Here is a 25,999-nt window from a genome sequence, read left to right on the forward strand (position 1 = left end):
GATGTTTACTTACGAGTTTACAGGTTTATGATAGGAAAGACAAGCTATTCTCAATCAATTTCTGCTAATTTTTTTGTTAGCCAGCTGTTCCACTCTTCTTTTGTATTTCCTAAAATAAACGGCTGGGCCTCGCCTTTTCTTTTGCTATCTAAACCATCAAACACATAACCGCCTAATCCTACTTTGAGATGCGGGAACTTCTTTATCATTTGGTTCGTCAAATTTAGTGTTTTCTCGGCATTTTCCATCATTGTGCATGACATAAATAAAAACGTTGGGTCTACTTCTTTAACAATTAACTCAACATCTTTATCTTCAATGCTGCTTCCTAAATAAATAACCTCAAACCCTTTACGGCGTAAAAATAGCGTAAAGACTAGGAGTCCCACTTCATGTGTCTCATTAGGCCCGCATACAGCAATCGCTTTAGGCAATAAGCCATTTGAAGGCAGCGAATAAAAAATCATGCTGATACGCGTTTTTAATACTTGAGTCGTATAATGCTCATGGGCACTTGTAATTTGCCCTTTTTCCCACATATCTCCAACCGTCACGAGTAGAGAACCCAAAATATCAATAACCACTTTTTCTACCGAATACAGGCTAAAAGCATGATTAATTAAATCCTGTGCTTTTCCTTCTTCAAAAGATAAAAGCATCGTTAACAGCTCATCCCTAATTTTTTGAGGGGAATCTACTTCTCCTTCTTCTTCAAACGTTCCTACTGTACTACTTTCCGTTTCTAATAACGAAACCGCTTGACTTATGGTAAAACCTCCGCTCACTTTTTCCGTGAGCCATTTTAATTTCCGCAAATCTTCCTCTGTATATAACCGATGCCCCGATTCATTGCGGACAGGATTTAAAATTTGATAACGTCGTTCCCATGCACGCAAAGTTCCCGGCTGGATTCCGACCATATTTGAGATGGCTTTAATATTATACTTCCCTTCGTGAGCCATACGTAACCTCCAACTACTCTTCGTGAACTGTATCTATTAATTGAATTATAGGATAAGTTATCCTGTGTGTAAAATTTGTATATGCTATGTAAAGAGTTTGTTCAAGGCTATTCTTTCCTTTTTAAAGTGATATAATGCGTTTGGGCTCTAGCTTGTAAACGGAGAGGCAAAGAGGTTGTACCATATCCGTTACTGACAAAAAGAGGAATGTTTCTTTTTTCTTTCAGCCCTCCTAATTCATACATACCAAAATTAAATAAGCGTATCTGTCCTCCGTGTGTATGTCCGCTCAAAATTAAATCTACTTTTGATTCTTCATCTACATAATAGATAACATCAGGATTGTGGCTTAGAAGAATGGTAAGCTGTTCAGGTTCAATGGAAGAAACAGCTCTCTTTAGATTCATCTGACCTTCTGATAAATCATCTACCCCCGCAAAATGGCATGTAGTACCATATTTAGAAACGGCAAAGACATGCTCGTTTTTAAGAGCAATAACTCCTTCATCTTTAAGCATCTGCTTCAATTGCATTTGACTTACTTCGTAATCATTATTTCCCCACACAAAATAGACGGGTCCTAGCGTTTTAAGCTTTTGAATATTTTGACGAGCCCGCAATAAAGGTACTCCTCCTTCTAGTAAATCACCGCCTATGATCACAAAATCTACTTCGCCCGGTATTTTTTCCAACAGCTTCGACGAAACTGTTCGCTTATGTATATCCGATATAAAAAACAGGCGCAAAGGCTGCTGATTTTCAGGAAATGTTGATAAATGAAGCGTTCTTTCTTCGACATATGTACGATGGGCTTCTGAAAACATAAAAATCAGCAAGCCTATGCCTAACGCTAAAATAATTAAAAGAATAACCATATATTCTCCTTCTTTTCATTTTATACCCGGTGTGTTTCTGTTAAAGAAGAAAGGGCATAAATTATCGCAATTGTTAATAAAACTACTACTTGATAAAGCGCAATTGCACTTAACGATAAAATTCCTATCACACATAGACATGAAACAAGGTATTCATGCCATTTCACCTTATAGCCTTTTAGAAACAACCGACTTTGCAGAAACACTTTACGAACTGCCGCCGACAGACAAAAAAGAGCCGTGAAAAATAAGATTATAACACTAAACACATCTAACGGATGTAAAATCATTTGAATAAGTAAATAGGTTAACGAAGCTTTTGAGCCTACAGCTGTTAAACTGCTGATATAATAACTGCATAACCACGCAGTGAGCAAGTTAAACCAATCCCTCACAAAAAAACCCCCTTCACTAAACTTCTATGTAAAAAGAGGCTTTTTCATGCGATTCTATTTGTTTTCATGATATAAATTAATTCCATAGGTTGACTGCATCCAGCGGAACGTTTCTTTTCGGTGCTCCCATGTTTCAGGCGTTGCCCATAGCTCTTTGCTTCTTTTAATAATCTCACAGCGCAAATCTTGAAAAGTCTTTTCTGCTTTCTCGCTTTTTTTCTGCAGCTGTACAGTATAAAAATAAAGTGAGACGGTAAGCAATAGAAACATCAAATGCCATATGTTGCCTAACAAAAATGAAAAAAATTCGCTAAACGTCGTAAAAAAACCGCTTTGAAATATGAAAAGAAAGTAGCTAATAACAGCCGTTACACTGCCTAAAAACAAAATCTTCCATTTTTTCTCTTTAGCTTTCAGCTTATTAACTGCCTCTTTTCTTTTAATAACGCTCGCTAATATATATTGAAGTGTTTCATCGCTTTCAAAGTCTATCACCTTGTTTTCCATCATTCCACCCCCTCGTATGCTAGTACAACATATGAGGGAACATAAAAGATTATGTGGGTAGCACTGAAAATAATGGCTGTATCCTTAACCTTTACTGCATTAGTTCTTCTGGCTGTGCAGATTTCCCTTTTGATTTTCGTATCTGCAGGCCTAATAAAAAATCAATGAGAAAATGAGTAAAAATCGTGACATACAAATTTTCAGTCCACCAAAAAAGTAACCCTATTAAAAAGCTTAAAAACACAACCGAAATAAAAAGAAACCACTTTTTTAAATATCGAATGTGAACGAGTGCAAATACGATACTCGCCCAAAAAAGACCAAACTGAACTTGTATAACCCCTCGAAATAATATTTCTTCTGAACATGCAACGATTAGGCAAATAAGGGCTAGATGAGGAACAGAACGATTAGCAAATAAACGTTCATTGATCCCTCCGTCATCGTATAAATGCTCAGGTACGCATTTCATTAGAAGTATATCTCCTACTACTACCAAGAGAGCTGTTCCTCCCCCGTATAATAAAATAGAAGACCAATCCAGCTGAAAAAACTGCAAAAAGGAATTCCATGAATCGAATGTAAAAAAACCGATGCCTAAAGCAATGAAGCAGATGAGCAGCTGTGTTACATATAAATTTTTAACTAACTCTGCATCTGTCATGGATGAAATAAGCTCTTGCTGTGATTTTGCCATTATATCTCTCCTTGACGAAGCAAACGAGCTAATTCTAATTCCCAGCCTTGAAAGGTCCATTGCTCTTGCTCACCATTTGTTTTTTTATAGTTTTCTAAATCCAAGCCGCAGCAATCGCAACAATTCTCAAGCTCTGATTTTCCCGGCTCATTGAAATAGCCAAGCAGCACGTGACGACGGCATTCTTTTGTCTCAATAAACCCCTTCATCGCACGATACTTGTCATGTTTGTTTCGAAGACGTTTATTTACAGCTGCAACAATCGTTTCATGCAGCGATTCAGGAATTTTCCAGGGTTCAACATGTTCATTTTTTACTACATTTTCTCTGTACAAATAATAACGAATAAATCGCCAATTTGTTTCTTGAATACCCACTGTATAAAGAAAGTGAGACTCTACTTGTTTTAAAGGAATGGCCTGATCATGGTTTCGTAAATACGACAAGCAGTATAAGATGATATCTGAAGAAGGAAGCTCAATTTTAAGTAAAGAATGAGCAAAGTCATCGTCTCCTTCAGCATAAAGCAAGATCGCAATACTGTTTCGCTGATCGCGTCCACTTCTTCCAATTTCCTGTACGTATGCTTCTAGCTGCGTAGGTGTATGAAAGTGAATAATAAAGCGAACATTCGATTTGTTAACCCCCATTCCAAATGCACTTGTGCAGCAAATGATATCAAGCTGATTTTCTAAAAATTGCTGTTGAACAAGCATTCTTTCATTTGGTTCCATTCCCCCATGGTAATACTGCACTCGCTGTATCCCATTTTCCTTTAGAAGCTGTGTTAATGCTTCTGTCCAAGATCGGCTGGAACAATAGATAATTCCCGGACCTTGCAGTTCACTAACGTACATCAGTAACTTCTCTTTTTTTTCTTCAATACTTGCAACAAAATCAACTTTCATCGCAATATTACTTCGATTCATGGAATAGATGTGCTCGTTGACAGCAGGCAGCGATAAGTAGCGCTTAATATCTTCTACTACTTCCCTAGTCGCAGTTCCCGTTAGTGCCAGACATAGCGGACTGCCAAGTTCCTTCCATATATCTCCTAGTTGTAGATAATCTAAACGAAAATCATGTCCCCACTGAGAAATACAGTGCGCCTCGTCCACAACGAAAAGGCCTACATTTGCCTGCTTTAATGCTTCTACTACAACAGCATTTTGCAAAATTTCAGGAGATGCATAAATAAAACGATAAAAAGCTAAATCTTTTAGCGCCCGTCGCTTTTCTTCTTGTTGTAGGAAACTATTTAAGGCAATAACTCGCTTTTCTCCGCTTGCCTTTAGTTGTTGAACTTGATCTTCCATCAGTGAAATTAAAGGAGATACAATCAGCACGGGTCGGTTCAACAAATAAGCTGGGAGCTGATAGCACAATGATTTTCCTGTTCCTGTAGGAAGAACCGCTAACACATTATGACCTGTCAAAATATCTTGAATAATCTCTTTTTGTCCTAGTCGAAATTGGCTATAGCCAAATTGTTTCTGTAGAAGTTGTTCTATCTTCACATCAAACACCACTTTTTTTAGTATCAGGTAAAATGTTTTGCTAATACGAGACGAATCTGAAAATAGGTAACGTCGTCTTTTACTTCTTCCTTTATCACCTTTAATTTATTTGTACGCAAACCTTCAAAGGCTGAGATAATTTCTTCCTGCTGCTTAGGCGATACGTATGCATCGATTGAAAAAGATGGAACAAACAGAGCTAATTCTGCAATATGATCTTCAATTGTACTTTCTTTTAAACGCCTTATATAAGCAATTTCTTCAAGCGTCTTGCCTTTTTGAAGCCAGCTATACGTTTTTAACGTCGAGCTTGTCAAAGGCAATTCTAAATATAGATCACGTAAAAAAGAAGAAAGTACATGAAAGCTTTCATTATTTTTACTCACTTTTTCAATGATATGGTGAATAACCCCTAAAAGTTGAATATGAACATAATGCTCATCGAGTTCATATTGATATGCTAACTGATTTTTTGTAAAGCCTACTCTTTGGTATCCAGTCAGTTGCAAAACAAAAAGAGACGCATCCCGTTCCGTACAACCTTTCAAGCACGTTCGGAGCTCTTTGAATAGCTCGGCGGCTAACTCTTGACGCGTTTGCTTTTGAGACATAATATACGTTTTGACCCATTGAATGACCTCAGGATTTTTGGAAATGGGTAAAAATCCTTTTTGAAAATACTGTAGGTTTGATAAGGTCTGAATGAACAAAGTGATTCTTGCTAAAAATAATTGAGTACTGCTTGCGAATTTCCATCCGTCTAAAGCTGGATGAAAGGGTCGAGCCGTCAGTTCATCTTCAAGGCGTGCTAGTCCCTTATCTGTCATCACATACTTTTGATTTTCAGTTTCTTCAATATACTGCTGTTCTTTTAAATATGCAACGCAGGCTTCAAAAGACCGTTTATCTAAGTAAACAAATGACTGAAAAAGAAACGAAATCCCAAAAATTTTTCCGTCTTGAATCGTTTGAGCTGACTTTTTACCTGTTAATAAATGATAAATACCATAGGCGGTTCGCTCACCTTTTAACTGTTTTATACAAAATAAAATGCTAACTTGAATATAATTCAAAGGTGTCAACTTCCTTTCTCATTCATTGTACCAAAAGTGACCAATAGCATGTGAGATAAAGGCTTTTTTGCTCTTTCCTTTATGTATCAAAACGTTTGGGTAAGTGAAGAAACCTTGATTTGATAAGCATTCTCAGTGACTTTTCTATTGAAAAGTTTTATAAATCATTTTACAATGAATAAGGAGAAATTTCACTCTTGATTCGCGAAGAGATTATATAATGAGAAATTTTCGAACACTTTACAGGAGGTCTTGTTATGCCAAAATATACAATTGTTGATAAAGATACTTGCATCGCATGCGGCGCTTGCGGAGCAGCAGCACCAGACATTTATGATTATGATGATGAAGGTATTGCATTCGTAACATTAGATGATAACCAAGGTGTAGTAGAAATTCCAGAAGATCTAGAAGATGATATGATGGATGCAATGGAAGGCTGCCCTACGGATTCAATTCGCGTAGCGGATGAAAAATTCGAAGGCGATGCTAATAAATTCGAATAAGTATTGAGCAAACCTGTAGTGTACATGCTGCAGGTTTTTTTATATATAAAAATCGCTCTCCCCGGGAGAGCGATTGAATCAAACAGCAATGCGACGCGTGATCCATTGCTTCATTTTTGAAAACAATAAGACAAAGATAGCCCCTGTTGCTGCGCCTTTTATTAAGTTAAACGGCAAAATACCTGCAACGATATATTGACGTGCTTGTTCACTAGACATTTCTGGCGATTGTAAGAAGATTGTATACGCTGGTAAGAAGACATAATAATTTAAGACAGCCATGAGTACCGTCATTACAACCGTACCCGTAACCAAACCTATCGTTACGCCTTTAGCCGTTTTAAATCGGCTGAACATGTATGATACAGGAAGAACGAACAGTAAACCAGCCACAAAGTTCGCCACTTGACCAACTGGAACTCCTGTAGCACTTCCTTGAATTAAATAATTCAATAAATTTTTTATTCCTTCTACTATAACAGCAGCCATCGGTCCAAATACAAGTGCTGCTACGAGTGCAGGAATTTCGCTAAAATCAATTGTTAAAAACGGAGGTAATCCAGGAATTGGAAAATTAATCATCATTAAAATATAAGCAATACTACTTAACATTCCTAGTATAACCAGCTTTTGAGTTTTCTTACTTTGTTGCATCTTGCCTCTCTCCTTCTTTGTGATCCACTCTTCAAAGAAGAAAGGTTCAACTTTATATCCCCACGCAAAAACCTCCCAACAAATGATTCGTTGAGAGGAGACATGGCAGGCATATTTAATAAACGTTCATCACATTAGGTTTTGAACGCTGAACCTCCACCTTCTCCCATCCAGACTGTACTGTCGGCTTTGGAATTTCACCAAATCTGCTCGTATGTATTACATATAAGCTCGCGGGCTCAAAACAATTTGTTTTTTACCGCCGGTCGGGAATTTCACCCTGCCCCGAAGATAGACCAATATTTAATTATGAATTTATTATATGTTATCTCGAATTAAAAGTAAATAAAGAAGTTTTTTAATTCCTATTAAATTGATGTATTTTATAAACTTCATTCTTTTTTTTATATGTAAAATCAGTAAATAAGTGCATAACCAACAGCATTATGACATATTTATAGTTTCAATTTTACGTTTATAATTGTGTATTTGATAACTAATCGTAAAGTTTGAAAAATATAATTGACAGAATTTTTTTAATATGGTAAGTTATCAAATATTTGATGATAGTAAAATCCAAGGGAGATGTTCACGTCATGTATAATGTGTTAGTAGCTGATTCAATTAGCAATGAAGGTCTTGCTCCACTACTTGAAGCTCCTCATGTGAATCTTACGCGAAAAAAAGTTGAAGAAGTTGAGAATGATTTGCATACGTACGATGCACTTTTAGTACGGAGTGCTACGACGGTTACAGAGGATTTGCTGGCAAAAATGCCAAATTTAAAAATTGTTGCTCGCGCTGGAGTAGGTGTCGATAATATTGATATTGAAGCCTCAACCAAACGAGGGGTTGTCGTTATTAACGCGCCGAACGGAAATACCATTTCAACGGCGGAACATACATTTGCTATGATGGCTAGCTTGTTTCGGCATATCCCCCAAGGAAATGCTTCAGTTAAAGCGCGCGAATGGAACCGCTCAGCATTTGTTGGAACAGAGCTTAATCACAAACACCTGGGCATTATCGGATTTGGACGAATTGGCTCAGAGCTTGCCAAACGCGCAAAAGCCTTTAATATGAGCGTTCACGTTTACGATCCTTTTTTAACCTCTTCCCGAGCTGAAAAGCTAGGCGTAGAACTATTATCCCTGGATGAATTACTAGCAGCAGCGGATGTAATTACCGTGCACACTCCACTTACGAAAGAAACAAAGGGATTGCTCAATCATGACACGTTAGCCAAAACAAAGAAGGGTGTGTTTTTATTAAACTGCGCACGCGGCGGGATCATTGATGAAAAAGCCTTAGTTCATTATTTAGAAATTGGCCATGTTCAAGGTGCAGCTATTGACGTATTTGAAGTTGAGCCGCCGATTGATAACCCTTTGTTACATTTTGATCAAGTTATTACAACTCCCCATTTAGGAGCTTCTACAAAAGAAGCCCAGCTTAACGTTGCTGAAGACGTGGCACATGACGTTCTGCGTTTTCTAGAAGGTAATCCTGTAAGCTCATCCATTAATTTGCCAACGCTTTCTAAAGAAGTTTTTGAAAAAATTCAGCCGTTTACGAGCCTTACTAAACAAATGGGAGCCATTTTATCTCAATGCATGCGAGAACCTGTTCAGCATATCTCTATCTCCTACGGAGGTACAGTGACGGATTTGGAAACTACTTATATTACACGGAGCTTGTTATCAGGCTTTTTAACTCATCGTATCGACTCACCTGTTAACGAAGTCAATGCTTCTATGATTGCAAAAGAACGAGGAATTACATTTGGTGAAAAAACATCGGAAGATACGCAAGGATATTCCAATATGATTGACGTTACAGTAACAGGCGAACAGCGTACATTTACCATTACGGGCACCTATATAGCAGGCTATGGACCTCGAATTGTTAATATTGATTCGTTTGATATTGATTTTTATCCGGAAGGACATCTTCTTTATATCCGTCACAGTGATCAGCCCGGAGTTATTGGAAATGTAGGGAAAGTACTTGGAGATTTACGTATTAACATTGCTACCATGCAAGTGGGCCGTAAGCAAAAAGGCGGAGAAGCCATTATGATGCTTACGTTTGATAAACTTTTAGATGATTCTGTCATCTCTTCGTTAAAACAAACAAGCGAAATTGTGAACATACAGCGTATTGAATTGTGACATTGAAAAAAAGAGCCTTAGCGGCTCTTTTTTTATGGACTTATTTTTAACACTTGTCCTGCATTTAACATCGTATTTTCTAAATGATTCCACTTTCTTAGCTGATCCATATCTACTTCATATTTGACTGCGAGCTCAGATAATGTATCTCCTTGATGGATAAGAATACAGTTATCAGAAGTCTGATGTAACTGCTGAAAAACCGTGGCAGCTAAATCGCTTTTTACGTATGCCGATAGTTTTTGCTTATCCAATTTGGCAAGTGGGTTTACTGCATTGGTTTTATCCGGATTCCAACTTCCTTGATGAACTTCAAAATGCAAATGTGCACCTGAAGATCGCCCTGTATTGCCAACTCGTCCAATGTTTTGACCTGCGGCTACACGATTTCCTTCTGCAACAAAACGTTCCTCTAGATGAGCATAGACCGTTTCGTATCCATTCGTTTGTTTGATAAAAACAACTTGTCCGTATGTATTTGAATAATAAGAGCGGCTCACCACTCCTTTTGCAACAGCATACACCTGTGTACCAACAGGTGCTGCTATATCAATTCCAAAGTGTTTGGCGTGACGAGAACCAAATATATCAGTTAAGACTCCTTCAACCGGCCACTCCCACTGCTTCTCTTCTGCTTTTACCATTTGCCCGCCCAAAAATAAAAGACCTATACACAATCCCATTACTAATACAACCAATATTCTTCTTAACACGTCAATCATGAAGAAAGAACCTCCTATGTAGATCATTGCACACAAAACATACTATATGCCAATTCCTTCTCTTTTAGACTAGTTTATAGAAAAAATAAAGAGATGTGATTCTCCACTGAATCACATCTCTTTACTATTCTTATTATTTCAGCCGAAGAAAAACTGTTATTTAGCATGTGTTTACTTTGGCAGTTTGATAAAGAAAGTTGTTCCTTCATTTAATTCACTTTCAACCGCAATGATCCCTTGATGTGCCTCCACGATATTTTTGGCGATTGCAAGCCCCAGACCAGTTCCTGACTTTCCTCTCGTTCTGGCTTTATCCGCTTTATAAAATCGTTCAAATACAAATGGAAGATCTTCTTTTGGAATGCCTGCTCCTGTATCTTGAACAGAAAGGTGGATTTCCGATTGACTTTTATCAAGATGCAGCCTTACTTCTCCGTAGTCATCCGTATGACGAATGGCATTATCAATTAAGTTTGTCAGCACTTGTTCCATACGGTCTGAATCAATCATCGCTTCAAATTCATCTTCTACTTTTCCATTAAGAGACAGTTTAATATGTTTTTCTTTAGCTAACCCTTGAAACTTACGCAAAACACGTTCTGTAAATTCAACCATTGCTACAGATTCTAAGTGAAGCTGCACATGTCCTGCTTCCATTCGCGCCAAATCTAAAAGTTCATTTACAAGCCGGCCCATACGGAGTGATTCATCATAAATCACCTGTGCAATTTCTTTTTTTTCTTCATCCGTACTTGCAATATCGTCAATAATGGCTTCACTATAACCTTGAAGCATAGAAATAGGTGTACGCAATTCATGAGACACGTTTGCAATAAAATCTTTTCTCGATTTATCAAGTTTACGCTCTTCAGACATATCTCGTAGTACAGCTACAGCACCGCGAATTTTCGTTTGATTATAGAGCGGTGACATTAAAATGACCCACGTTTTCCCTTGAATTTTCAATTCTGCACTTCGCTCCGTTTCAGTCTCTACTACCGTTTGAAACAAATGCACGACGTTTGCTGGAAGCTCAGGCACCTGCTGATTGTTGACATCCTGCTCGTAATACCAAGTCTGAAGAAAATGCTCCGCTGGGGGATTGGTAATTAAAATCGATCCGTCTCTACTAAACGTAATAACACCGTCTGCCATACTGCTTAAAATACTTGAAAGCTGCTCTTTTTCCTGATTAAGCGCATTGAGGTTAAACTTTAACTGCCTGCCCATTTGATTAAAAGCAATCGCTAACTCCCCAATTTCATCGTGAGTTAAAATAGGTACTTTTGTATCAAAGTTCCCTTTTGTTACTTCAAATGCCGCCTGCCTCATTTTTCTAAGAGGCGCTGTAATTCGAGTGGATAAGAAAAAAGCAAAGATAGTAGTTAAAATAATAGCAATACCTGCAGCCAATAAAATGAACTTAGTCGTATATTGAGCGGGTTCTTCAATTTCAGAAAGAGATTGATACAAATAAACGCCGCCTGTCGGTTTGTTATCTTTCATTAAAGGTACACCGACAACAAACATTAAAGGCTCATCACTCGTGTCTTTCTTTGTAGTCATGTACATTTTTTCCCGTATTACTTTACCTTTTTCAACCACTTGATTTAGCTGATCGTTTTGTTTAACAATGGCCGAAATAGCTTTCTTATTTTCTTTATCAGGATGTGTGGAATGCCAATAAAAATCTTTGTCTTGAACAATAACTACACTTGCTTGGTCTGCAAGTTCACGAGCAATGGATAGTCCTAGTTTTTCATCGTCCGTTTCCTGCACAATGGTAGAGATTTTAGCAGCCGTTTTAGTTAAACGGTTTTCTGCATCTACAACATGATAATTTTCAAAAAACTGAAGCAATAAAATGGTCAAAATAAATAAAACAAGCGTGACGAGCAATAGGATAGTAAACCATAGTTTACCAACTACACTTCTCCAAAACATCAGTTATTTTCAACCTCAAATTTATACCCTACTCCCCATACGGTTACAATCATTTTCGCCGCTTGTGACGATACACGATTTAACTTTTCACGCAAACGCTTGACGTGCGTATCTACCGTACGAAGATCTCCAAAGAAATCATAATGCCATACTTCACGCAGCAGCTGCTCTCTGTCATATACTTTATCTGGCGTTTTTGCAAGGTAGCATAATAATTCATATTCTTTTGGAGTTAAGTTAACTTCTTTTCCGTCTGCTGTAACGCGATGTGCATCATTATCAATCGTTAAGTGATCAAACACAATAAGATTTTTCACGCTCGTTTCTGGTTGAATAAACGTTGCTTGAGAAGAACGTCGAAGCAGTGCTTTTACGCGAAGAACCACTTCTCTTGGGCTAAACGGCTTAACGATATAATCATCTGTACCTACTTCAAACCCTTGGACTCTGTTTACTTCTTCCCCTTTAGCTGTAAGCATGATAATAGGAGTTGCTTTTTTCTCCCGAATTTGTTTACAAACCTCAATACCATCTATGCCGGGCATCATTAAATCTAATACAATCAAATCATAATCTATGTGTAACGCTTTTTCGATTGCTTCATGCCCATCGGCTGCTTCTTCAATGATGTATCCTTCTTTTTCTAAGTACATTTTTAACAATCGTCTAATGCGATCTTCATCGTCTACTAGCAGTAATCTTTGTTCGTTTTGCATGTATTTTCAACCTCCTAGTCTTAGTGTACAAAAAAAAACCGGCGAGTTCTACTTATGATACCCAAACAATGTGACAATTCGTGAACACCTTTACGAAAAAAAGCTTTTTTTACCAAAAAGAGGTTGAGACGTAACGAAATCCATCCAACCTACAGACGAACAAATAAAATAAAGAAGCTAGTAGGGATCGCTTGTTCCACCGCTGTTGATTTCCGTGCAAGACTTCGCTTTCCGCGGGAGTCTTCGCCTTGCCCCCCAATCAACCGCTAGAAGCACCTACATACATGAACCCTACGTTCACCATCCCAATGAAAAAATCCGAACGAAGGTGATTCTCCATCAAGAATCTCAACTCATCGTTCGGATCTTCCTTCAACTAAAATATCTTTGTTTCAGCCTCTTTTATATTTTTAAAGGTTACGCATATGAATGTAAACCTGCAATAACTAGGTTCACAGCCACTAAGTTGAACATGATGATGGCAAACCCGCCAACTGCCAGCCAAGCTGATTTTTCACCATGCCATCCTTTAGACAGCCGAAGATGAAGAAAAGCGGCGTAAAATAAAAAGGTGATCAGCGCCCACACCTCTTTAGGGTCCCATCCCCAAAAGCGCGTCCAGGCCATCTGAGCCCAAATCATAGCGAAAATAAGTGCTCCTAGTGTAAAAATAGGAAATCCAATCGCCACTGCTCTGTAGCTTACTTCATCAAGCAAGTCGCTGTTTACCTGCTTCACAAGCGGCTGCAGCGCGGCTCCAATTCGCTTCCGTAAAATGAAACGAACCAGCCAATATAATACAAAGCCACCGGCTAACGACCAAATAACCGTATTTAATTTTTTAGCATTGATAATAGCCGGCATATCAACAAGCGGCTGTATGTCGTTCCCGTCTGTCCACTCACTTTGATGAGGCCCCACTAGCGGAACCATATGGTATACGACTTGCTCTTGTTCTCCACTTTTATTAACCCAATTAAATGATGACTCGTAGTGAGCCGCATTAAAAGCCAGCGTCACTGCTACAAACCCAAGCGTACTAATAAGCGTATACAGGATGAATTCCAGCCAAAATGCTTTTTTATTTCGCTTGGATTGGTCAATCGTTTTGATTAAATAAATCAATCCTGCAACAAAGCTAATGGAAAGCACGGCTTCACCCGTAGCTGCGGTTGTAACGTGAATATGCAGCCAATTCGTTTGGAGAGCCGGTATCAGCGGCGTAATTTCAGTTGGAAACATGCTTGCATAAGCAATGATCAAAAGAGCCACCGGCAATGCAAAAAGTCCAAGCATGCTAAGACGATAAATAAAGTAAATAACAATAAATGCGCCAACAAGCATCATGCCAAAAAACGTCGTAAATTCAAATAAATTACTAACAGGAGCGTGGCCTGATGCAATCCATCTTGTAATGAAGTAGCCAATCTGTGCAATAAAGCCGATGATGGTAACCGCAATTCCAAACGTTGCCCACTTTGTTTTCTTTTGAGCTGCTCGCTTATCTCGAATAGCTCCTCCGAAAAAAAAGGTTGCAACTAAATAAGCAATAAACGCCACATACAGTAAATTACTACTTATACTCGCGTAATCCATGCTTTTTCCTCCTATTTTGTTTCTTTATCATTTTGGTCCTTCAGCTGTGTAAGGGATGTTGATTCTAATAAACCATTTAGTTCTTTTTTAAGCCCATACCAGTTTTTATTTGTATGTGCGGCCAACCATATCTCATTATTGACTTTTTGAATCCACATGCGACGATGATTCCAATACATCCCTTGAATCACACCAATCATAAAGATGGCTCCGCCAATTCCTAAAAACCAAAGCGTATAGTCTCTGCGAACGGTTAATCCCGTTACATTTTTCGTTTCCACACCAGCAAAGGTCATTTTATAATCGTTATTTCCTAGCGGCTCCAAGTTCTCTCTAATTCCAACAAAAGCAACTTCACCTTTTTTATGCTGAGGCGTAATCATTTTAAATACAAAAGCCGGATTGTTAGGCACTCTGGTCTTTGTATTCGGATTTCCTTCATCATCAAAGAAAAAGTCTGGAAAGTAACTCATGAGCTTGACTTTATATCCGTTTTTTAAATCATATGTTTCTTTTGGATTATGTAAATCTACTGTAAGTGAACCAACGTTTCTATTTGCATTTTTATCTGTTAAATGGAAAGACATAGAGCTAAACTCATTTAACTTGAAGTCCACTTGGTACATGGCATATCCTTCAAACTTAAGCGGCTGATTCACACGAATTTCTGAATCTTTTATTTTCTTTAACTTTGGATCTGCTCCCGGTATAAGCTTTCCTTCGCGCTTATACAAACTAACATCCGCTTCATATTTTTTGGCTACTTTATTATTCCCTGCACGATCAATTGCTTCTTGAAACACGGCGCTTTCACTATCTTTATCATACGTTTCAACAGTAAAACGATGGTTTTTCAAAAAATATTCTCCGTTCGTCCCAGGAATAACTTTTGTTTCACCTTCACGGATCCAAAGAACTTCATCTATATACATACCTGGTACAAATCTAAGCATAGCACCTAGTAAAAAGATAATGAGACCGATATGATTAACGTATGGACCCCATCTTGAGAAGCGTCCTTTTTCAGCCAGAAGATTGCCGTTTTCTTCGCGAATAGAGTATCTTCTTTTTTTTAGCATGCTTTTTACATGTTCATAATCTTGATCCGTCCACGATGATGAAGTGCTATATAAACGCTGTCTTTTTAAGAAGTTTGGATGTTTTGTTACACTCTGCTTTTTTAGAGCTCGGTACAAAGGCACTACTCGATCTAAACTGCAAATGACTAACGACATTCCTAAAGCAGCAATTAAAAGCAAGTACCACCACGATTCGTAGAGATGATGAAAACCTAACTTATAATAAAGCTCTCCTGTCCATCCATATTCCTTTTGGTAATACTCATCTGCTGTCACATTAGGAGGTATGTAAGCTTCTTGAGGATAAATGGTTCCGACTGCAGACGCAACAAGCGTCACAATAATGATCCAAATACCTACTTTTACAGAAGAGAAAAAGTTCCATACTTTATCGATAACTGTTTTATTGTACGTTTGCGATCGCCTTGCGCTTCCTTCATAACGCATATCTACTAATTTATCAGTTGTTTCTTCTGCAATCGGCTTACCACAGGCTTCACACAAAATCGTACCATGCGGGTTAACGTGTCCACATTCACATTTTACGTGTTTCATTGTCAACACTCCCTATGGTTTAATTTCTTCCATATATTCTTTTATTTTAGATTCTTCCAATCCCCCAATAAAACTGTCTACAATCTTTCCGTTTTTATCAATTAAAAATGTAGTCGGCAGAGGATCTATTCCGTATGCACCCAAAACTTGTGAATCTTTATCCATCAAAATCGGAAAAGATAGCCCATACTGTTTAGCAAACTGCTCCACTGCTATATTCGTTTCTGCAACGTTAACAGCTAAAATTTCAACACCTTGCTTTTTATATGATGCATACTGCTTTTCCATAGCCGGCATCTCTTGTTTACAGGGCTTGCACCATGTTCCCCAAAAATTCAAAAAAACTCCTTTGCCTTTGTAATCTGATAGCTGATGAGTTTCTCCATTAACATCTCTTAATATAAAGTCAGGTGCCTTATCTCCTACTGATACCTTTTGTTTATCAGCAAAGAATTGAGCATAAAGGGTATATCCAACCGCGCACAGCAACACTGCCAATATAACTGTTCGAATAATCAAGCGCTTTTTTTTCATGGCACGAACTCCTTTTAACCGCTTTCAATACGCTTTTTTCTACCATTATATCATTTTTGTGGTAGTGGCTTTCCAATAATATTTCGACGTTTCTGTGAAGTCTTCCTCTCATTCTACAAGTTCGACATTTTTTCAAAAAACCTTGCTTGTTTTTCTAATTCACGACATATTTCATAAAAAAAACAGGTAAGTGAAAATTACTTACCTGTTTGAGACATTGAATATAATTGTTTGACTTCATGCGCTGTAAGCTCACGAGCTTCTCCTGCATTTAATCCGCGTAAATCTAAAGGTCCGTAGCGCTCACGTTTTAATTTTAATACAGAATGTCCAATTGCATCGAACATGCGACGTACTTGACGATTTTTCCCTTCGTGAATCGTCAATTCCACAATCGCCGTCTGCTTGCTTTTATCAATAGAAAGAACTTTTGCACGAGCTGGTGCTGTTTTTCCGTCCTCAAGCATCACACCGCGCTGCAGCTGTCTGATTTTTTCACGACTTGGAATTCCTTTAATTTTAGCCACATACACTTTGTCCACTTCAAATTTAGGGTGCATTAGCTGATTAGCAAATTCACCATCGTTTGTTAAAAGAAGTAAACCCGACGTATCATAGTCCAGACGTCCAATGGGATAAATTCTTTCTTCTACATGTGGAAAGAAGTCAACGACTGTTTTTCTTCCCTTGTCGTCGTTAGCAGCTGAAATTACGCCTCTTGGTTTGTATAACATAAAGTAAACGGGCGCTTCGCTTTCTACCGGCACTTCGTCTACTTCAATTTTATCGTTAGGACCTACTTTCGTGCCCAATTCTCTTACAACTTTTCCATTTACTTTCACTCGGCCTTGGCCGATTAATTCTTCAGCTTTACGTCTTGATGCTACACCTGCGTGAGCAATCACTTTTTGTAATCGTTCCATTAACACTTCACCTCTTGTAACATCTTACTTGTTTACGAAGTAATACACAAGTCTATTTGCCACTCAGAGGTAGAATTTTCGATTTCTTACCGGCCAAACACAAGGATTACAATGACAACTGAGGCAATAATTCCTACCAAATCTGCCAGTAAACCAACCTTCAGCGCATCTCCCATTTTTTTAATGCCAACCGCTCCAAAATAAACCGTTAAAATATAAAATGTGGTATCCGTACTTCCCTGCATGGTCGATGCCAAACGACCGATAAAAGAATCAGGTCCGTATGTAGAAATTAGATCCGTCGTGATACCAAGAGCAGCCGTTCCAGATATCGGTTTGATAAGAGCTAAAGGTACAATTTCAGCCGGAACGCCAACTGCTTGAAGCATAGGTTTTAAAACAGATAAGAAAAAATCAAGGGCTCCTGAAGCTCGAAAAATAGAGATGCTCACTAACATGCCGACTAAGTAAGGAATGATGGAAAAAGCAATTTGTAATCCGTCTTTCCCTCCCTCTACAAACTTTTCATACGTAGGAATTTTTTTATAGGTTCCATAAAGTAAAATACATCCTACGATAAGAGGAATAAACATCAATGATACTTGATTAAGCATAGTCATTTTCGTTTTCCTCCTTTTCGTGTGCGTCGATAATAAAAAAAGCGATCAATGATGATAGCTCCTATCGTAGCTACAACAGTCGCTAAAAGTGTTGTACCCACAATTTCAGTAGGATTAGCCGAGTTATACGTAATTCGAATTGCAATAACTGTGGTTGGTATAAGCGTTAAACTGGTTGTGTTAAGTGCTAAAAGTGTGATCATAGAACGGCTTGCTTCGTCTCTATCGCCGTTTAGCTTTTTAAGCTGCTCCATCGCTTTAATGCCAAGAGGAGTTGCCGCATTCCCGAGCCCAAACATATTCGCCATCATATTGGACAATATGTACCCTAAGGCCGGATGATCTTTTGGAACATCAGGGAAAAGTCTTGTAATAATGGGTCGAAACAGTTTCGCTAACTTGTCGAGAAGCCCTGCACTTTGAGCAATATTCATCATTCCTAACCAAAAGACCAGCACGCTGATTAACCCAATGCTGATGGTCACTGCTTCGCCTGCTCCTTGAAAAATTGCTTTGTTTACATCACCAATTTTCCCATTTATAATCGCAAAAACAATTCCGATAATGGTCAGCAGCATCCAAATAATATTAACCATTTGTTTTGGCTCCAGACTGAATAAACATTAATCGCTTTACTCTATCAAAGAAACCTTTTTGCTGCTCGGACTGCTTTTCGAAATAAATTGGAACACTGTCAATCGTCTCTCCACTTCTATAAATATCGAGCTTTCCTACCACATTTGGAACTTCCCCTGTTTCTTTCCACTGCTTTTTAGGCTGAATTAACGTTGTTTTCACTTCTACAGAGCTTTGTTCTTTCTTTGTGAGCGGATAGACGACATTTCGTTTAATATACAACTGATCTTTATAAAAAGAATCCTTTATATCTGCCAATTCGCCTTTTGCAGCTAAACTGGTCATATCATATTTATCAAATGCATTTTCATACATGGAAATGTGATCGTTCCAATCATCTGGGGCATTAATCGTTACGGCGATTAAATCCATTCCATCTTTTGTAGCAGTTGTCACAAGCGTTCGTTTTGCTAATTTTGTATATCCTGTTTTTCCGCCAGTACAGTATGCATATAGTGTTGTCAGCAGTTTATTTTTGTTTTTCCACACTCGATCCCATTTCTCTTCAGGATGCTTCATTCGATAGACTTTTGTTCCTGAAATCTCTTTGAAAATTTTATTATTCATTGCATAGCGCATTAGCAGAGCCATATCGTGCGCTGTTGAGCGATGATTTTCATGATCGTCTAATCCATGCGGATTTTGAAATGTTGTATTTGTCATGCCAATTTCTTCTGCTTTTTTATTCATCAAATAAACAAATCCATCTTCGCTTCCTCCAACGGCTTCTGCGATAGCTACAGCAGCATCATTACCCGAACGAAGCATCAAGCCATATACTAAATCTTTTAATTTTATTTTTTCACCTTCAACTAAATACACAGAAGAACCTTCAACACCAACTGCGTTGTGGCTAACGGTAACTGTTTTATTTATTTTGCCAGATTCAATCGCCAGTATTGCTGTCATAATTTTTGTAATGCTAGCAATTCGGCTAACTTGATCTGCATTTTTAGCATATAACACTCTCCCTGATTTCTGTTCCATCAAAATAGCACTATGAGCACTTACGCTCCCCGCTGCAGATGATGTGGAAGGCCAACCGCTGAGACATAGCAATACAATAAATAGATAGATGATACTTTTTTTGCTTCTTTTCATGTCATCCCCGTCCCTCTACCTGTTTGTACAAGTTTATGCTCGTCTTTTTTGGTTATGAATGAAAAGATTTGTCCATACAAAAAAGAACATAGAAAAAACTCTATGTTCTTTTACACTTTCACTTCATTTCTTGAAACGATTGAAAAAACAAATCTGCTTCTTGATCGGTTCCTTCTTGTAATAAATCTTCTGGAAGCGGCGGCAGCTCTTCGATACTTTTAAGGCCAAAATAGCCTAAAAATTCTTTTGTCGTTCCGTATAAGATGGCCCGACCTGCGCCTTCCGCTCGTCCCACTTCTTTTAATAAAACCTTTCCAATTAAAGTTTGAAGAGGTCTTTCCGTTTTCACTCCGCGAATCTCTTCGATTTCAGCTCTTGTAATTGGCTGCTTATACGCTACAATAGCTAACGTTTCAAGCGCTGCTTGTGATAATGATTGATTAGCGGGAGCTTCTACGAGCTTCTCAATATATGGTGCATACTCTTTTTTTGTGACAAGCTGATAGGCCCCTCCTATTTCAATAAGTGTAACTCCTCTGAACTTACACTCTTGCTCTAAGCTCTCCAAAGCACCTTGAATGTCTTCATGAGGCTTTTCTATAATCTCAGCTAACCGGCTAATGGATAGACCTTCATCACCAGAAACAAAAAGTAAGCTCTCAATAATAGCCTGTAGATTATTCGTTGTCATTCCTCTTCATTCCTTTCTCGATACGATACATAAAGCTCGTCTAGATTGTGCTGCTGTTCCACAACGATTTCATTTTCTTTCATTAATTCCAGCACAGCTAAAAACGTTACAACAATATGATCACGCTCTTGATAAGGAAACAGCTGATAAAAACTTTTTTTCCCTTTAAAGGCTTTTAATTCATTCACAATTTCACTCATGCGCTTGTCAATTGGAATATCTTGCCTTGCTATTTTCGTCTGCATAGGCTTTTTGTTTTGCTTTCGTTTCATCAACTTTTGAAAAGCACTTAGCATATCATACAGTGATATATCCAATCCTTCGTCCTGAGGCTGCGTACGTTCTTCTGCATTTATTTGCACATTACTTGGAGGTTTTGTATACACATGACTTTGGTCTTCTTCCAGCTTTTGAAGCTCTACCGCCGCTTCTTTAAACTTTCGATATTCAATTAAGCGCTGCATCAATTCTTCACGCGGATCTTCTTCATCGACCATTTCAATTTCATCCATATCTTCTTCATACGTAGGCAGAAGCATTTTACTTTTAATTTGAAGCAAGGTTGCTGCCATGACTAGATACTCACTGGCAACGTCTAGCTGAAGCTCATTCATTGTATGTATAAACATCATATATTGCTCAGTAATTGTCGCTACTGGGATATCGTAAATATCAATTTCAAATCGGTTAATCAAATGCAGAAGAAGATCTAAAGGTCCTTCAAACGCATCTACTTTTACACTATACTCCACTTTTATCTCACCAACACTTTTCAATTGCTTATCATTTCTGCTGCTTTATATAACGTTACTATCATTAGTATAGAGGATTATAGACACATGTCCAATACAAATTAACGTGAAAATAGGTCATTTGCCCATACAAAAAGTTTAAACATACATATGATGTCAAGGTAATAACATTTTGAAATGACTGAAGGAGGAACTCGCATGGGTGAAAAATCTTGTGGATACGGTAGCGGTTTCGCTTTAATTGTTGTACTGTTTATTTTATTAATTATTGTTGGTTGTTCTTGCTTACGCTTCTAACCACACATATTGAATAAAAACAAACGTGTTCGCCATACCTTGAGCACGTTTGTCTCTTTAAAGGTACCGCGATGATGAATAGCTAATTTTTGTGATACACTACATATAGAGTCTTACCAGGAGGGAACAAGATTGTATTCACAAGCCTATATTGATTATTTAGTTCATTTTCATGGCGACCGGGATTACTTTGAATGTCATGAACTGCTAGAAGAACACTGGAAAAAAGACGAAAGAGGGCACCGCAATATTATTTGGGTTGGCCTTATTCAAATTGCTGTTTCACTCTATCATCATCGACGCCAAAATTTCGCCGGAGCCAAAAGAACGATGCAAAAGGCGCTGGCAATTTTAACGAAGGAAGAAGAAAATATTGCACAGCTTGGACTTAATTATCCTTCACTGCTTAAACTTCTTCGCAAACAATTAGCTTTAATCGATACCTATCAGCCATATAAAAGTATTAACTTGCCCATTGAAGATCCAGCATTATTACGAGCTTGCAAACAAAGAAGCACTGATAAACAGCTTGTCTGGTTATCAGCTTCTAATCTGCAAAATGATGCGATTGTTCATCGTCACAGCACGCGAGATCGCTCAGATGTGATTGCGGAAAGACAAGCAAACTTATTGGCAAAACAAAACAACAGGTAGCTAGAAGCTACCTGTTGTTTTATGATGACTAAGATGTGAAAGAAGCTTTCGCACCTTACCTAATCATGCTTTTCTTTATTCATCCGACTGACACTTTTCATAAAACGGAGCGATGATTTCACTCGGCTTAATTTGTGCAGTCGTATACATTTCTTTAAGAGCTTTAATCATTTTTTTGCCAATGCCCTGTTGGCGGTGTGAAGGGTTTACACTGACGTGTTGAACCTCAATCAAACTTTTATCGAGCATGGAAATGCCAACAATCCCAATAATATCTTCTTCTTGCTTCCAAAGATACAGCTGCCAATGTTCGTTTTGCTCATATTCTTTCATCGTTTGTTGAAGTTTTTTTAAATCTTTTTCCGTAGGTACAAACGATAGAAGACCCATGGCAATTTTTTCATAGTTTCGTTTATAGCGAATAAGCATACGATTCTCCCTCGTCCTCAAACTTTCCTACAAATTAATGCGCTGCGTTTTTTACTGCTTTTATCATACAAAATTTATAAGTAAATAGCAATATTACACAAAAGCTTGTCCTATGTCATGCGTGTATGAGAAACCTAATCTATTACGCTTTTTGAGCTGTTGCGCGAAGAAAAAACGCCGTAACCCCCTGTAAAAGGTTGTTATGACGTTTTATTAGCTAATATCCATTTATAGCAGTATGCTCTTATTCTTCCCAGACTTTTACTTCTTTCATTACGTCGCCATTTTTCATTTTTAACACTGTATCAAGTCCTTCTGTTACTTTTCCAAATACAGTGTGAACACCGTTCAAATGAGGCTGTGGCTCATGAACAAGAAAGAACTGACTGCCGCCTGTGTCTTTACCAGCATGTGCCATTGATAAAGAACCCGCTTCGTGTTTGTGAGGGTTTCCTTCTGTTTCACATTTAATTGAATAGCCAGGGCCGCCAGCACCTGTACCAGTTGGGTCTCCTCCTTGAGAAACAAATCCAGGGATAACGCGGTGGAACGTTACGCCGTTGTAGAATCCTTCATTAGCTAACTTTTCAAAGTTTTCTACTGTTCCTGGTGCTTCGTTCGGAAATAAATCGATTAGAATTTTTTCGCCATTTTCCATTAGAATACTTGCTTTTTTCATATAAATGACCTCCAATATATGTATTAGTACCGCTATAGGCTCTGTTTTCCCTATCAAAGCGGCAAAACGTAAAAGTTGTAAGTGCCACCTAGAGTAGAACACTTACATTTATAAACTCACTCTATTCTACTACAAACAAGCTCATGAATTCAATGAATGCACTTTTTCACTTTCTTCTCGTAGGGCTCTAAATAAAAAATAATAGTTGTGAGATGAAACTTTTTATAGTATCATCCGTCTAATACAGTGATGGAGATACATAGATTTCATTTCATATAGAAATCTACGCCTCTAGACTGATTTATGGGAAAATGATGAATTGACTCTGTTACTTCAGACCTGCCCGTATTATAATAGGGCAAGTATGGGATTAAAGGAGGAAAAAGGTTTGAAATTAACGATAAAAGCAATGATGGTGACATTAGGTCTTCTTCTATTCCTAACCGCACCCTTAAAAAGTTTTGCAGATGCTGCTCCAGGCGATGTTATTATTACATTAGGTCAGGACTTAACCAGCTCTCAGAAGCAACAGGTATTAAATGACCTTGATGCGCCAAGCAATGCTCAAACAGTAACCGTGACAAACCAAGAAGAGCATGAATATTTAGGTGACTTTATTCCAAAGGCTACTATTGGATCTCGTGCTATTTCATCTTCTAGTATTACCCTTGGTTCAAAAGATTCAGGTTTAAGCGTATCAACTCAAAATATTAATGGTATTACAGACGACATGTATATTAATGCTTTGATGACCGCCGGCGTTAAAGATGCAAAAATCCAGATTACCGCTCCATTTGAAGTATCTGGTACAGCTGCTTTAACAGGTATTATGAAAGCATATGAAGTTCAAACAGATCAAAAAATCCCAGAAGAAGTAAAAAAAGCAGCCAATGAAGAGATGGTCCAGACATCTGAACTTGGTGAAAAAATCGGTAAAGAAAAAGCAGCGCAGTTTATGGCAACGATTAAAGAAGAAATTGCCAAAGAAAATCCTCAAACAAAGGACGATTTACGCACGTTAATTCAGCGAGTGGCTGATGATTTAGGTATTCAATTAACAGATTCAGAGCTTAATACACTTGTTGACTTTTTCAATCGTTTAAAAGATATGAACATCGATTGGAATCAAGTAAAAGACCAACTTTCTGCGACAAAGGAAAAAGTAACAACATTTCTTCAGTCAGAAGAAGGCCAATCATTTCTTGATAAATTAAAGCAATTCTTTGTTGATATTATTAATGCTATTAAATCGTTATTCTCATAAAAAAAAGAGCCTCTTGAACAAGAGGCTCTTTTTTTACGTTAATCACTCGTTACTTTTTTACCGTCACTTTGTATTTCACGTCATTTTTTACGATGTCTTCATATGTTTCGCGTTTTACGACTAGCTGTGCTTCTCCATCTTCTACGAACACGACAGCTGGCTTTGGCAAACGGTTATAGTGGCTTGCCATAGAATAACCGTATGCGCCTGTACAAAACATCGCTAATAAATCATCTGGGTTTGCTTTTGGAAGGTGTACATCCCACATCAGCATATCCCCCGATTCGCAGCACTTACCTGCGATGGATACGAGCTCATCACTCTCATCATTCATTCGATTGGCAATGACCGCTTCATATTTCGCTTGATACAGCGCAGGACGGATATTGTCGTTCATTCCTCCATCAATCGCTACATATTCACGTACATTAGGTACATGTTTACGAGAACCAATTGAATACAGGGTCGTCCCAGCATCTCCTACAAGAGAGCGGCCGGGCTCAATCCAAATTTCAGGAATTTCTACTTCTAACTGTTTGGACTGCTTTTTGACCTCTTCTATAATAACTTCCACATACTGAGAAACAGGGATAGGCTGATCTTCTTCCGTATAACGAATACCAAAGCCGCCGCCTAAATTTAATACTTGCGGAACAAATTCTATACTTTGTTTCCACTCTTTCATTTTTGCAAAAAGCTTTTGAGTCGCCATAATAAATCCGGTTGTTTCAAAAATTTGCGATCCTATATGACAGTGAATACCTAAAAGTTCCAGCCCCTTGCTATTTTGCACAAGACGCACAGCTTCATCTGCTTGACCATTTTGAAGATCAAACCCAAACTTCGAGTCTTCTTGCCCTGTCAAGATATAATCATGGGTATGAGCTTCAATTCCAGGTGTTAATCTGAGAAGAATAGGCATCTTTTTTTGATACTGTTCCGTTATTTCCTGAAGCAATGCAATTTCATAAAAATTATCAACTACAATGCATCCTACATCTTCTTTGATGGCCATTTCTAGTTCCGCCCGGCTTTTATTGTTTCCATGAAAATGAATACGTTCTTTCGGAAAGTCAGCTGCTAAAGCCGTATACAGTTCTCCTCCCGAAACAACGTCTAACGAAAGACCTTCTTCATGAACGACTTGAACCATTGCAATTGTAGAAAAAGCTTTGCTTGCATAAGCGACCTGTGCTTTTACCCCATGCTTTTCAAATGTTTCTTTAAATCCTCTAGCACGCTGCCGAATTAAAGCTACGTCATATACGTAAAGAGGTGTCCCAAAATTTGATGCTAATTCAACCGTATCAACTCCACCAATTTCAAGATGCCCCTTTTTATTTATGCGACTTGTTCCGTGTAAAAACATGTTTAGACCCCGTTCCTGTGTATAGTGTAAAAAAGACAGTTAACGGCAATTCGCTGCTAACTGTCTAAATATTTATTATTT

28 protein-coding genes and 1 riboswitch are annotated in these 25,999 nt (G+C 38.1%); of the genes, 5 read left to right on the forward strand and 23 right to left on the reverse strand.

Translation table 11 applies throughout. The features are described from left to right. Positions 1 to 50: 50 nt before the first annotated feature. The 7 genes from LIS78_RS22075 to LIS78_RS22105 form a co-directional block, all read right to left on the reverse strand. A complete protein-coding gene (locus LIS78_RS22075; protein ID WP_060747016.1) occupies positions 51 to 962 on the reverse strand; it encodes a MerR family transcriptional regulator in 912 nt (303 codons plus the stop codon). Between the two features lie 107 nt (positions 963 to 1,069). Further along, positions 1,070 to 1,837 carry a metallophosphoesterase gene (locus LIS78_RS22080; RefSeq protein ID WP_252284362.1) on the reverse strand — a complete coding sequence of 256 codons (768 nt, stop codon included), beginning with the start codon at positions 1,835 to 1,837 and terminating at the stop codon, positions 1,070 to 1,072. Positions 1,838 to 1,857: 20 nt separating this feature from the next. Beyond that, complete coding sequence (locus LIS78_RS22085; RefSeq protein ID WP_195781924.1) at positions 1,858 to 2,232, reverse strand: hypothetical protein; 375 nt, start codon at positions 2,230 to 2,232, stop codon at positions 1,858 to 1,860. A gap of 54 nt (positions 2,233 to 2,286) precedes the next feature. Next, the gene (locus LIS78_RS22090; protein WP_252284363.1) at positions 2,287 to 2,739 is read right to left on the reverse strand and encodes a DUF2663 family protein; all 453 of its coding nucleotides are present in this window, start codon (positions 2,737 to 2,739) and stop codon (positions 2,287 to 2,289) included. 91 nt (positions 2,740 to 2,830) lie between these two features. Next, positions 2,831 to 3,436: a CPBP family intramembrane glutamic endopeptidase gene (locus LIS78_RS22095; protein WP_252284364.1), complete on the reverse strand. Its 606-nt coding sequence runs from the start codon at positions 3,434 to 3,436 to the stop codon at positions 2,831 to 2,833. Beyond that, positions 3,436 to 4,953 carry a RecQ family ATP-dependent DNA helicase gene (locus tag LIS78_RS22100; protein WP_252284365.1) on the reverse strand — a complete coding sequence of 506 codons (1,518 nt, stop codon included), beginning with the start codon at positions 4,951 to 4,953 and terminating at the stop codon, positions 3,436 to 3,438. Before LIS78_RS22100 ends, LIS78_RS22095 begins: the two co-directional genes overlap by 1 nt. A gap of 23 nt (positions 4,954 to 4,976) precedes the next feature. Then, positions 4,977 to 6,026, reverse strand: coding sequence for a YpbB family protein (locus LIS78_RS22105; RefSeq protein WP_252284366.1), 1,050 nt, complete (start codon positions 6,024 to 6,026; stop codon positions 4,977 to 4,979). A gap of 257 nt (positions 6,027 to 6,283) precedes the next feature. Here LIS78_RS22105 and LIS78_RS22110 point away from each other — a divergent pair, with 257 nt between their 5' ends. Beyond that, positions 6,284 to 6,532, forward strand: a complete 249-nt coding sequence (locus tag LIS78_RS22110) for a ferredoxin (protein WP_013059046.1) — start codon at positions 6,284 to 6,286, stop codon at positions 6,530 to 6,532. Between the two features lie 78 nt (positions 6,533 to 6,610). Here the strand turns inward: LIS78_RS22110 and LIS78_RS22115 are convergent, their stop codons facing one another. Further along, entirely contained in the window at positions 6,611 to 7,186 is a 576-nt protein-coding gene (locus LIS78_RS22115; protein WP_195781919.1) for an ECF transporter S component, read from the reverse strand. Positions 7,187 to 7,340: 154 nt separating this feature from the next. Beyond that, a riboswitch (FMN riboswitch) is annotated at positions 7,341 to 7,483 on the reverse strand. 299 nt (positions 7,484 to 7,782) lie between these two features. On the opposite strand from LIS78_RS22115, the gene serA reads away from it, so the two are divergent. Further along, the gene (gene serA / locus LIS78_RS22120) at positions 7,783 to 9,357 is read left to right on the forward strand and encodes a phosphoglycerate dehydrogenase (RefSeq protein ID WP_209150642.1); all 1,575 of its coding nucleotides are present in this window, start codon (positions 7,783 to 7,785) and stop codon (positions 9,355 to 9,357) included. Between the two features lie 32 nt (positions 9,358 to 9,389). Here the strand turns inward: serA and LIS78_RS22125 are convergent, their stop codons facing one another. From LIS78_RS22125 to LIS78_RS22180, 12 genes are all read right to left on the reverse strand, one after another. Then, positions 9,390 to 10,079 (reverse strand): peptidoglycan DD-metalloendopeptidase family protein, encoded by a 690-nt coding sequence (locus tag LIS78_RS22125; RefSeq protein ID WP_043976344.1) that lies wholly within the window; start codon positions 10,077 to 10,079, stop codon positions 9,390 to 9,392. A gap of 171 nt (positions 10,080 to 10,250) precedes the next feature. Next, a complete protein-coding gene (locus LIS78_RS22130) occupies positions 10,251 to 12,023 on the reverse strand; it encodes an ATP-binding protein (RefSeq protein WP_116742589.1) in 1,773 nt (590 codons plus the stop codon). Then, complete coding sequence (locus LIS78_RS22135) at positions 12,023 to 12,739, reverse strand: response regulator transcription factor (RefSeq protein ID WP_013059051.1); 717 nt, start codon at positions 12,737 to 12,739, stop codon at positions 12,023 to 12,025. Before LIS78_RS22135 ends, LIS78_RS22130 begins: the two co-directional genes overlap by 1 nt. A gap of 417 nt (positions 12,740 to 13,156) precedes the next feature. Further along, complete coding sequence (ccsB, locus tag LIS78_RS22140) at positions 13,157 to 14,335, reverse strand: c-type cytochrome biogenesis protein CcsB (RefSeq protein WP_209150643.1); 1,179 nt, start codon at positions 14,333 to 14,335, stop codon at positions 13,157 to 13,159. An 11-nt stretch (positions 14,336 to 14,346) separates the two neighbouring features. Next, entirely contained in the window at positions 14,347 to 15,969 is a 1,623-nt protein-coding gene (resB, locus tag LIS78_RS22145; protein WP_252284367.1) for a cytochrome c biogenesis protein ResB, read from the reverse strand. 12 nt (positions 15,970 to 15,981) lie between these two features. Continuing rightward, entirely contained in the window at positions 15,982 to 16,503 is a 522-nt protein-coding gene (gene resA / locus LIS78_RS22150) for a thiol-disulfide oxidoreductase ResA (protein ID WP_014458314.1), read from the reverse strand. 197 nt (positions 16,504 to 16,700) lie between these two features. Then, positions 16,701 to 17,426, reverse strand: coding sequence for a pseudouridine synthase (locus LIS78_RS22155; protein ID WP_013059055.1), 726 nt, complete (start codon positions 17,424 to 17,426; stop codon positions 16,701 to 16,703). An 86-nt stretch (positions 17,427 to 17,512) separates the two neighbouring features. Then, entirely contained in the window at positions 17,513 to 18,046 is a 534-nt protein-coding gene (locus LIS78_RS22160) for a spore maturation protein (protein WP_013084923.1), read from the reverse strand. Beyond that, positions 18,043 to 18,642, reverse strand: coding sequence for a nucleoside recognition domain-containing protein (locus tag LIS78_RS22165; protein ID WP_013059057.1), 600 nt, complete (start codon positions 18,640 to 18,642; stop codon positions 18,043 to 18,045). The genes LIS78_RS22160 and LIS78_RS22165 overlap by 4 nt, the downstream gene beginning before the upstream one ends. Beyond that, on the reverse strand, positions 18,635 to 19,783 hold the full coding sequence (locus tag LIS78_RS22170; RefSeq protein WP_252284368.1) for a D-alanyl-D-alanine carboxypeptidase family protein: 1,149 nt from the start codon (positions 19,781 to 19,783) through the stop codon (positions 18,635 to 18,637). Before LIS78_RS22170 ends, LIS78_RS22165 begins: the two co-directional genes overlap by 8 nt. 118 nt (positions 19,784 to 19,901) lie before the next feature. Then, positions 19,902 to 20,474, reverse strand: a complete 573-nt coding sequence (gene scpB / locus LIS78_RS22175) for an SMC-Scp complex subunit ScpB (protein ID WP_252284369.1) — start codon at positions 20,472 to 20,474, stop codon at positions 19,902 to 19,904. Beyond that, positions 20,471 to 21,226, reverse strand: coding sequence for a segregation/condensation protein A (locus LIS78_RS22180; RefSeq protein WP_013059060.1), 756 nt, complete (start codon positions 21,224 to 21,226; stop codon positions 20,471 to 20,473). The genes scpB and LIS78_RS22180 overlap by 4 nt, the downstream gene beginning before the upstream one ends. A 198-nt stretch (positions 21,227 to 21,424) precedes the next feature. Between LIS78_RS22180 and LIS78_RS22185 the strand changes: the two genes are divergently transcribed. Further along, positions 21,425 to 21,523, forward strand: coding sequence for a YjcZ family sporulation protein (locus tag LIS78_RS22185; protein ID WP_170836726.1), 99 nt, complete (start codon positions 21,425 to 21,427; stop codon positions 21,521 to 21,523). A gap of 132 nt (positions 21,524 to 21,655) precedes the next feature. Further along, positions 21,656 to 22,177 (forward strand): DUF309 domain-containing protein, encoded by a 522-nt coding sequence (locus LIS78_RS22190; RefSeq protein ID WP_014458309.1) that lies wholly within the window; start codon positions 21,656 to 21,658, stop codon positions 22,175 to 22,177. Positions 22,178 to 22,252: 75 nt separating this feature from the next. Here the strand turns inward: LIS78_RS22190 and LIS78_RS22195 are convergent, their stop codons facing one another. Next, on the reverse strand, positions 22,253 to 22,606 hold the full coding sequence (locus tag LIS78_RS22195) for a GNAT family N-acetyltransferase (RefSeq protein WP_195781912.1): 354 nt from the start codon (positions 22,604 to 22,606) through the stop codon (positions 22,253 to 22,255). Positions 22,607 to 22,850: 244 nt separating this feature from the next. Further along, complete coding sequence (locus LIS78_RS22200; RefSeq protein ID WP_013059064.1) at positions 22,851 to 23,285, reverse strand: peptidylprolyl isomerase; 435 nt, start codon at positions 23,283 to 23,285, stop codon at positions 22,851 to 22,853. Between the two features lie 388 nt (positions 23,286 to 23,673). Here LIS78_RS22200 and LIS78_RS22205 point away from each other — a divergent pair, with 388 nt between their 5' ends. Then, positions 23,674 to 24,549, forward strand: coding sequence for a DUF1002 domain-containing protein (locus LIS78_RS22205; protein WP_195781911.1), 876 nt, complete (start codon positions 23,674 to 23,676; stop codon positions 24,547 to 24,549). 49 nt (positions 24,550 to 24,598) lie between these two features. Here the strand turns inward: LIS78_RS22205 and lysA are convergent, their stop codons facing one another. Further along, entirely contained in the window at positions 24,599 to 25,918 is a 1,320-nt protein-coding gene (gene lysA / locus LIS78_RS22210; protein ID WP_195781910.1) for a diaminopimelate decarboxylase, read from the reverse strand. Between the last annotated feature and the right edge of the window lie 81 nt (positions 25,919 to 25,999).

The organism is Priestia megaterium (assembly GCF_023824195.1).
In the GTDB taxonomy this organism is placed as follows: Bacteria; Bacillota; Bacilli; order Bacillales; family Bacillaceae_H; genus Priestia; species Priestia megaterium_D.